The sequence below is a fragment of the Lyngbya sp. CCY1209 genome (genome assembly GCF_055795065.1).
Window position 1 is genome coordinate 1 of sequence record NZ_JAYFER010000431.1, and the last position, 8,796, is coordinate 8,796.

An 8,796-nucleotide genomic window follows, 5' to 3' on the forward strand; every position below is an offset into this window, starting at 1 on the left:
GACTGAAGTCGCCGTTCGCTTTTCATCCGTGCTTTAAAAAGACACGGCTTTCAAGCTCTCGTCCTTTTCTCGTAAATCCTGTTGTCGCTCTTGCAGCCAACCCTGACTTTCGTCGGTTTCGCTGTTGAACGGCGACATCGCCCGCAACTTCTCAACGACCTGTGGCATCACCGTCAAAACTTGGTTGATCTCCGCCGCCGTCGTATAGCGGGAGAGGCTGAAGCGGATCGATCCGTGGAGGATCGTGTAAGGCAACCCCATGGCTCGCAAAACGTGGGAGGGTTCCAGGGAACCGGAAGTGCAGGCCGAACCGGAGGATGCACAGATACCGTAAGCATCCAACGAGAGCAGGATAGCTTCGCCTTCAATGTACTTGAAACCGATATTGGTCGTGTTTGGAAGTCGCATCCCCTGGTGGCCGTTGAGCTGGCAGTGGGGTATCAGCCGCAGCAACCCCAACTCCAGGCGATCGCGCAATTCCCGCACCTGGGTAATCTCCGCCTCGAAATTAGCGATCGCCAGTTCCGCCGCCTTCCCCAACCCGACGATAGCGGGAACATTCTCCGTCCCCCCCCGGCGTCCCCGTTCCTGGTGTCCCCCCACCAGCAGGGGACGGAACCGCACCCCCCGCCGGACGTAGAGTGCCCCGACGCCTTTGCTGGCGTGGAGTTTATGGCCGGAAAGGGTGAGCAGATCGATGCTGCTATTTTTCATGTTCAGGGGAATTTTCCCGACGGCTTGGACGGCATCGACGTGGAACAGGATGCCCCGATCTTTGACCATCTGCCCGATGCGTTCGACGGGGAAGATCACCCCCGTCTCGTTGTTCGCCGCCATCACGGAGACGAGGGCGGTATCTTCCCGCAGGTTAGCCCGCAGTTCGTGCAGGTTGAGCATCCCCTTTTCGTTCACCGAAAGGTAGGTGGTGGTGTACCCTTCCCGCTCCAATTTCCGGCACAGGTTGAGGATGGCGGGGTGTTCGACTTGGGTGGTGATGATGTGTTTTTTCTGGGGATTGGCGGCTAGGGCCGCGCGGATGGCGGCGTTGTCGCCTTCGGTGCCGCAACTGGTAAAAATAATTTCGGTGGGTTCGGCGTTCAAAAGGGCCGCCACCTGTTCTCGGGCCCGTTTGACCGATCGCGCGATTTTGCCGCCGAAGGTGTGGGTACTCGACGGGTTGCCGTAGTTTTCCTTCAGAAAGGGGAGCATCGCTTCGACGACTTCCTCGGCGACTCGGGTGGTGGCGTTGTTGTCCAGATAAATAACCGGTGTCGGGGATGACATAAGCACCTCATTCGGAGTCAATTCAAATCGACGTTTCTCCTGGGGGGGAAACGGTTTCACTCGGCGCGAGTTTTGCGGTTTTGGTAATAGTCCAAAGTGGCAATTTCGATCGCGTCGTAGACCTGCACGGGTTCGACACCCGCTTCCCGGAGGCGATCGTCGGGTCCGGCGCCGATTTTGGCGACCAGGACGGCCTCGCAGTCGGACAGGGTGCGGATGATGGCGTCCAAATCCCCCGGGCCGTCTTCGGGGCCGTGGCAGTAGGGGGAGACTTCGCGGATTTCCCGCAGGGTCGCCCGTCTGCCGTCAACCTCGTAGATGAAGAATTCCCGTGCGTGGCCGAAATGTTGGTTGACGAGTCCCCCCCCTTTGCTGGCGACGGCGATCCGAATGGTTTCGGGTGCCTCTATGGAGGACGGTCGGGCGGTGGGAATTGGAATCGGCTCTGTCGTTCGTACCATTGAACCTTGCCCCTCCGGCGGTCGATAAATGTCCGTCAAATGCGATCGCGGTTGGTGTCTTTGAGGACGGTTGCGATCGGCTTTGATATAGGGTTATATCAGTCGGGTTTCGACCCGCCGTTTGAGGGGGGGAGGTTAGTTGATTAATAGATTGGAACTGCACTCAATTTCCGCCATCGCCCGCCGGGATTGGGATCGGGGATTTTTCAATTTTGCGATCGGGATCGGGGTTCGGGAACTTTTGAGGGGGGGGACAAGACTTTTTGAGGGGGGGGACGGGAAGAAACTGCACTCACCGCCAACGGGAAGTGTATCGGGGATTGGCGGTATTATTTCCCCTTCTCTTGTGAGTACATTTTAAGATGTTCTTTAGGTTTGAAATCTTCGCTCAAACATCGATACATTTCTTAAATTATTATAACTCAAGTTGACATGGACGGCGGGATGGGGGCGCGACTGATCTCGGAAACCGTCGCTTTATCAAATGTCTCATTATTCTTGAGATTTCGTATCGGATGTAGCAATTTCTTCAACTTTGATCGTGGTAAGGTCTGAGGTTGTGGGGCGGATCGATCCCCGGCAATTCCCCTGCAACTGGCGATCGCCTGCCCAATCGCCCCAGTTTTTCGGTCTTCAGATTTCCTCAAGATTTCCCCGGTCAAAATTGGCGACTCGGTTCGGTTGGGATGGCCGCGACACCGGAATTTTGAGTCGGACCGGCGAAGCGATCGCATATCGGTCCCGATCGGATTTGAGGTTCCCCCCGTCCTTGCATCTCGCCCCTTCCCCTCGCTATCGAATGTCAGAACTCCAACCCCAACGTCAACCGTTACGGAATCAAGGTAAAAATGATGTTTGCACCCTCCGATCGCCCCGGCGATCCGTTCCACGGAAACGACAATCATTCCCTGCCATTTCTTGAGTCCCAGCTCTCGGCACCTGGCCCGGATGAAAATCTTAAATTTCAACCGCTAAAAGTGAGGGTGCAGGTCCCCCCGGATTTACAATGGTCGGTGTTCTACCGATTGCAGGAATTGTCGATTCCCTGCGAGTATTCCAGCGAAAATGGGGTGGGCGTCGAAATTGAAGATCGGACGACGGCTATCCAACTTCGCTGCGTACTGCACCGATTTATCGCTCCCTTATCCGTACAGGTGAATTGGTTGGAACATTGCTTTGAGCTTGAAGGAAATTGACGTAAATATGTTGGCAGAAAATATCCGCATCAATGATACCACGCTTCGCGACGGAGAACAAGCGGCCGGGGTGGCGTTTTCGCTCCGAGAAAAAGTCGAGATCGCCCGCCACCTGGACTGCCTGGGGGTCCACGAGATCGAGGTGGGAATTCCGGCGATGGGCGGCGAGGAAGTCGAGGCGATCGGCGCCGTCGCCCGGTCGGGATTGAAGGCTTCCCTGCTGGGGTGGAATCGGGCCGTCATTTCGGACCTGGAAGCCTCCGCCACCTGCGGGTTGACGCGGGTCCACATTTCCGTGCCGGTGTCGGATGTCCAAATTGCCGCCAAATTCGGAACCGGCAAGGCGGACGTTTTGGAACGGCTGCACCGGGCCATGAACTATGCCCGCGATCGCGGCTGGTTCGTCTCCGTGGGGGCCGAAGATTCCTCCCGCGCCGACGAGGGCTTTTTGATCGAGGTGGCCCGCTGCGCGGAAACCTGGGGGGCCGGCCGGTTCCGGTTCTGCGATACGGTGGGAATTCTCGACCCCTTTTCCACCTACGAAAAAGTGCGGAAATTAGCCGGCGTGACTTCCATCCCCATCGAGATGCACACCCACGACGATCTGGGCATGGCGACCGCTAACGCCATCGCCGGAATTCGGGCCGGGGCGCGATCGGTGAATGCCACCGTCAACGGGTTGGGAGAACGGGCCGGAAACGCGGCCCTCGAAGAGGTGGTCGTCGCCCTAATGCGAATCGACGGCTTGGATTTGGGGTTGGATTTTCGGCAACTCAAACCCCTCTCGAAATTGGTGCAGGAAGCCTGCGGCGATTCCCTCCCCCGCTGGAAGGCGATCGTCGGGGACAATGCCTTCACCCACGAGTCCGGATTGCACGCCGACGGCATTCTCAAAAATCCCCGCACCTACGAAGCCTTCGACCCGAAGTCTTTGGGAGAAAATCACCGCCTGGTGTTGGGAAAACATTCCGGCCGCCGCGGGTTGACCGAGATTTTGCAACGGCACGGCATCGATTTGAACCGGGCGGAGGCGCAATTTCTCCTCGCCTCGATCCGGCGGCGATCGGGCGAACTCAAACGCAATTTGACGCCGGAGGAGGTGCTGCAATTATATTTGGAATTGAGTTTCCCCCAGGTCAATTCCTCTCAAACCGCTGAGGGCATGGAACAGGGGGTTTCTTCGTGAGAACGGGGACAGGTTTCCACGTCGAGACCGCAGATATCGACGGGGTTCAAACCGATCCAGCTATTGATTTCGTCCGTGTCGAATCCCACACTCCGCACTTCCCCCACCTGCAATAGCGGACGGCGGATTAACAGGGGTTCGGACACCATCAGTTGCAGCGCCGTTTCCGCGTCCAATTCGTCGGGTTTGACTGAGCCGGATTTGATGCGGGACGCGCTGCGATTGAACCATTCAGTAACAGGCAGGTCGCCGAAGAATAAACGGAGTTTTTCGGGAGTCCAGTGTTCCGACAGCAGGTTGCGGCTTTCCGGCTGATGACCTGCTGCCCGGAGCATTGCTTTTTGTCGCGTATTATTTCGGCACCCCGGTTTTTCATAAAAGATAACGACTGCCATATTCTGCTCTCCGCGAACTTTATTGTCTTAATTTTATCTAAAAAATGCCGAATTTTGAGATTTTTGATGTTAAGTTTTCCGTCTTTTTGTTGATATTTTTTAGCTTAAATCTACAAATTTTAATCTCGGCTTGGGGGGATGACAGGCGGCACAAAAAATTGCAAACAACATAACTCGATCGCGCAAATTTTTCCGTTATTTACACTACCATTATCTGATCTTTTTGGCACCGCGATCGCCTCCCCCACCGGAATGTTTATCGATAACCAAAAATTATAGGTTAACCCAAAATTGATTTAAATGTTCGATAAAATCGCCATTTGATCGCGTGAAAATGGTTCTCATTCTCCCAAATATCGCCGCGAAGATCCGCCACTTGACAGCGATTTCGACATCCCCTAAAATATAGCTACTATGCGATGCTACCCTCCGTGTAAGTAAAGGCAGTATCAAAGACCCAGGACTTATCCCGAAACCCGATAACACCGCGATCGCGATCGCCATTTTCCCCGCGATCGCGATCGCACCCTCCATCGCCGACGCACGAGAAATTTCAGGGTCGCGGGGACGGGACTTGACAAAACTGACAATTCGTGCATTAACCGCACTGCACCCCGGGAATAAGGAATGTTTAAACCGCCTTCCCCACTCCCCACTCCCTATTGCCTATTGCCTATTGCCTATTGCCTACTCCCCACTCCCTGCCTCAGTTTCAAGATTTTGCTTAAGTAAATGTCGTTCAATCAACTCCGCCGCCAGCCGGTTTCCGGCGATATTCCAGTGGGTGTCATTGGGTCGGTAGAGGCGATCGGTTTGGGAGGCTTCCCGGAAGTCATCCAACAGGTCGATATAGTCGATGTCGTATTCCTCAAAGCGATCGCGCAGCAGGCGGTTGGGGTATTCAAAATCGAAGCCCTCCGGGTCGTCCGGCTTGAAGGTTTGAATCACCTCGGCTTGCAGGTTCGGATCGACCTGAACCTCCGCCGGAATGATGACGACACTCAGATCGATATTTCGGGAATCGCAAATCCTTTTAATTTCGCGGATATCCCGCATCGCATCCTCGAACATCGACAGGAACATACCGTCCGTCGCTTCGATGTCAAACATCCGACTGGCATTGACGACAATTTCGCGATAGGCTTCGTCCGTCAGGGTGGGTTTATCATCATCATATTCGAGATTTTGGGGATTGTAATCGGTGCCTTTAAATTTGGCATTCAGTGCCATCAGAGATTTGAAGAAAGCGACGGTATAGAAGATTTCTTCATCTTTGTCGAGGGAAAGCAGGTAATTATCGATAAAGTCGTTGCCGATATAAAATGACAAAATGATGCGATCGGGGTTCAGAATCAATCCCTCGTTCGTCAGCAGGGACAAATAGTCTTCCGGTCCCATGCCGGGGATTCCCATATTGATCAATTCGACATTTTTTCCCTCGGCGTTCAACCCTTCCTCAACCAAGGTTAAATAATTGTCATGATAGGGAACGATTCCGAAGGAGAAAGAGTCGCCAATTCCCAAAATGCGATGGGTTCCTGGCGGCTTTTCTTGGGTAAATTCGACATCTTTAAATCCGTGGGAATTGAGGTTGAAATTAAAATCCCGTGCGTTCGGCTTTCGCCGCCAGCGGTTGTAGGAGCGATCGCGGAAGACAAAGGACGGATTAATCTTATTATAAATCCTGAAGGTAATTTCCGTCAACGCGAAGGTGATTCCCGCGATGACGACGGTTTGCGTCAGAACTCGGGAAACGGGATGTTTGAAGATTTGGGAAATCGTTTTTTTCATATCCGCTAATTCGATAAGTTTTCGTCCGTGATTTTAACCAAATTCTCGAATAAAATATCCGCCGCCAGCCGGTTTCCCGCCGAATTCCAGTGAGGTTCCTGGAACAAGTACAGGTGGCGGCTTTGATGTTCTTCCCGAAACCGGGGGGTGAAGTCGATGTAGGAAATATTCTCTTTCTCAAGGTGGCGTTTCAGGATGTTTTGTTGGCAGGTGAGTTCGTAATCGTTCAAATCGATATCGAAATTGGAAGCCAGTTGATTCAACAGTTTCGGGTTGACTTGGAACTCGTCGGGGTAGAGGGCGACGATAAATTGAATGTTCCTGGATTTTAGAATCGCATTCATTTCTGAAATGCTGTCGAGGATGTAGTCAATATTGGCATCGCGATCGCCCGCTTCCAAATCCTCAATCTCGCAGAACTCCAGCCGTGCCCGTTCGACTTCCAGAAACATCTCGCGGGAGAGGACGCCGGGGGACTGTTCCCGTTCTTCCGATTCCGCATCCGTCGCCGACACCAATTTTACCCGGGGTTGCACCGGGGGAGAAACGGAGGTTTGACGAGATTTTGCAGCTTCTTGGAAGACCTTATATTTTTGTTTGATAAACAGCCACAGCCGAGATTGTCCGATTATCGGGTAGCCGAACAGGATCAATTCCTCGCGGCGATCGATATCGATATAGATGTCGTTGACAATGATCCGCTTTCGGTTCGGGTCGGCATCTATGAAATCGTTGCCGACAAAAAAGCCAAGAACCACCAAATCGGGATTGTATTGCAGTCCGAATTTTTTCAACAGTGCGAGTTGTTCGGCGGTGTGGGTTCCCGGATAGCCGGCGTTGATGACATCGACTTTGTGCGTTCCGTAATATTGCTGAAATTGGTTTTCCAATAATGCGGTATAATTTCCATCCTGCCCCCCCGCCCAGTTGAAGGAATCGCTCAATACCAGCATCCGAAACGTGCCGGGTTCTGTTTCGAGGGGATAGTCGCGATCGTTGAAACCGAACTCATTGTTGCCGTTGGCGTGGGGACGAATCCGAAATCCCAAATCCGGGTCGTATTGGTAGAGTCCCCGAAACAGATAGGGTTCGAGGAGGATCATGGAAACTTCCACCAAAAATAGGGGAGCGATCGCCCAACAAAAGAACAGCAGGAACGCTTTTGGCAGGCGTCGCCATTGAAAGAATTTGAGGGATTTGAGCATGGAGTCGCATTTCACAATAGCATCCCGAATGATAACGATAGCAATCCGGGGGCGTCCTGTCCAGTAACGTCGGCCCTCACCAGGTGCCCCTCTGCCAATCCTGTCCGAGTCGGCCCTCACCCCCGGCCCCTCTCCCAATCCTGGGCGAGGGGAGAGTCATCTGCTGTGGCGGCGCCAACCGGAGACGGTGTGGCATCTTCAACAAACCCCTAAAATACAAAGTGTTGTATCAGAATTGCAGATCATGTCATCCCCACAAGTGAGCACGATTATTAAGATGTTAGAATCTTTGCCGGACGAGGTGCAAGATCGGGTGGTCGATCACCTTCGAGAATATATTGACGACTTGCAAGATGAACTCAAATGGGATCGTTCGTTCGAGCGATCGCAATCCCAACTCATTGCTGCGATTAGAAAAGCCAAGCGGGAGACTACCGAAGGGAAAACCACGGCAATGGATTACGACAGGTTGAGAGTTTGGCAGGGTGCGTTAATGAAATGTCAACACCCTGATCCCAATTGATTCTGACCCTATTTTAACTGAAACGATCCGCTGCTGGATGTTGTATAATGGGTTAGCCGCCAATCCGGGTTGGAAATTATGGCCAAATGTCCAGTCTGTGAAACCGAATATACGGAAAATGAGGTGGAAACCTGTACCGTCTGCGGTTATGACCTGACTCCATATCCCCCCGTACTTGGAGAGATTCCCTCCGGGTTTTTGGAGAAGGAGAGAAAACGCCTCGCCGCCGCCAAGCGAGTTTGGCAAAGATCCCAATCTCGGCTACAGTCCACGGAGTTGATTAGATCTCGGTTTCAATCCCAGTTGGATGGGATGACTCAACAAATTAACCAGTTAACTGAATTCGCCGAGTCGCAACGTCAACATCAAGCTAACTTTCAATCCCAGTTGGATGGCATTGCCGAGAGACTCGACCATTTGAACCCGGAATCAGAGCGGCGACTATTGCTGAATTTACAATCCCAGTTGGATGAAATCATCGGCTTAATTTCTGGGTCAAATAAGTCCGAGGAAGTCAACCGAAATCCGGTTCGAGATGGATATGTTTTTGAGGTCATAAAAGTCAACAAAAAGGGGAAAGAAATCAGTCGCAGTCCCGGTCAGGCGGAATGTATCGTCGAAGACTTGGGGGATGGAGTCACCCTGGAAATGGTATTGATTCCGGGGGGAACCTTTACAATGGGTTCACCCGCGTCCGAACAGCGATGGAGTGGGTATAGTGGCGAGGAAGAACCCCAACACCGAGTCACCATTCA

General features: G+C 52.9%; 10 protein-coding genes. 4 read left to right on the plus strand and 6 right to left on the minus strand.

The genetic code is table 11. The features are described from left to right. Nucleotides 1-33: 33 nt before the first annotated feature. Together nifS and AC0QHF_RS13165 are read right to left on the minus strand one after the other, a co-directional pair. Complete coding sequence (gene nifS, locus AC0QHF_RS13160; RefSeq protein WP_324704675.1) at nt 34-1,284, minus strand: cysteine desulfurase NifS; 1,251 nt, start codon at nt 1,282-1,284, stop codon at nt 34-36. Between the two features lie 56 nt (nt 1,285-1,340). Continuing rightward, nucleotides 1,341-1,745: a NifB/NifX family molybdenum-iron cluster-binding protein gene (locus tag AC0QHF_RS13165; RefSeq protein ID WP_324704676.1), complete on the minus strand. Its 405-nt coding sequence runs from the start codon at nt 1,743-1,745 to the stop codon at nt 1,341-1,343. An 848-nt stretch (nt 1,746-2,593) separates the two neighbouring features. Between AC0QHF_RS13165 and AC0QHF_RS13170 the strand changes: the two genes are divergently transcribed. Next, the gene (locus tag AC0QHF_RS13170) at nt 2,594-2,941 is read left to right on the plus strand and encodes an Asr1405/Asl0597 family protein (protein WP_324704677.1); all 348 of its coding nucleotides are present in this window, start codon (nt 2,594-2,596) and stop codon (nt 2,939-2,941) included. A 7-nt stretch (nt 2,942-2,948) separates the two neighbouring features. Continuing rightward, complete coding sequence (gene nifV, locus AC0QHF_RS13175) at nt 2,949-4,127, plus strand: homocitrate synthase (RefSeq protein ID WP_324704678.1); 1,179 nt, start codon at nt 2,949-2,951, stop codon at nt 4,125-4,127. Here nifV and AC0QHF_RS13180 read toward each other — a convergent pair. From AC0QHF_RS13180 to AC0QHF_RS13195, 4 genes are all read right to left on the minus strand, one after another. Further along, entirely contained in the window at nt 4,088-4,522 is a 435-nt protein-coding gene (locus AC0QHF_RS13180) for an ArsC/Spx/MgsR family protein (RefSeq protein WP_324704679.1), read from the minus strand. The two genes, nifV and AC0QHF_RS13180, sit on opposite strands and share 40 nt — an antisense overlap. A gap of 464 nt (nt 4,523-4,986) precedes the next feature. Next, entirely contained in the window at nt 4,987-5,121 is a 135-nt protein-coding gene (locus AC0QHF_RS13185; RefSeq protein ID WP_324704680.1) for a hypothetical protein, read from the minus strand. An 88-nt stretch (nt 5,122-5,209) separates the two neighbouring features. Continuing rightward, a complete protein-coding gene (locus AC0QHF_RS13190) occupies nt 5,210-6,313 on the minus strand; it encodes an SGNH/GDSL hydrolase family protein (protein ID WP_324704681.1) in 1,104 nt (367 codons plus the stop codon). Nucleotides 6,314-6,318: 5 nt separating this feature from the next. After that, the gene (locus AC0QHF_RS13195) at nt 6,319-7,518 is read right to left on the minus strand and encodes an alginate O-acetyltransferase AlgX-related protein (RefSeq protein ID WP_324704682.1); all 1,200 of its coding nucleotides are present in this window, start codon (nt 7,516-7,518) and stop codon (nt 6,319-6,321) included. A 277-nt stretch (nt 7,519-7,795) separates the two neighbouring features. On the opposite strand from AC0QHF_RS13195, the gene AC0QHF_RS13200 reads away from it, so the two are divergent. Both AC0QHF_RS13200 and AC0QHF_RS13205 read left to right on the plus strand, forming a co-directional pair. Beyond that, the gene (locus AC0QHF_RS13200) at nt 7,796-8,041 is read left to right on the plus strand and encodes a hypothetical protein (RefSeq protein ID WP_324704683.1); all 246 of its coding nucleotides are present in this window, start codon (nt 7,796-7,798) and stop codon (nt 8,039-8,041) included. Nucleotides 8,042-8,119: 78 nt separating this feature from the next. Next, a partial coding sequence (locus tag AC0QHF_RS13205; protein ID WP_473113685.1) for a DUF3450 domain-containing protein occupies nt 8,120-8,796 on the plus strand: 677 nt, incomplete at its 3' end.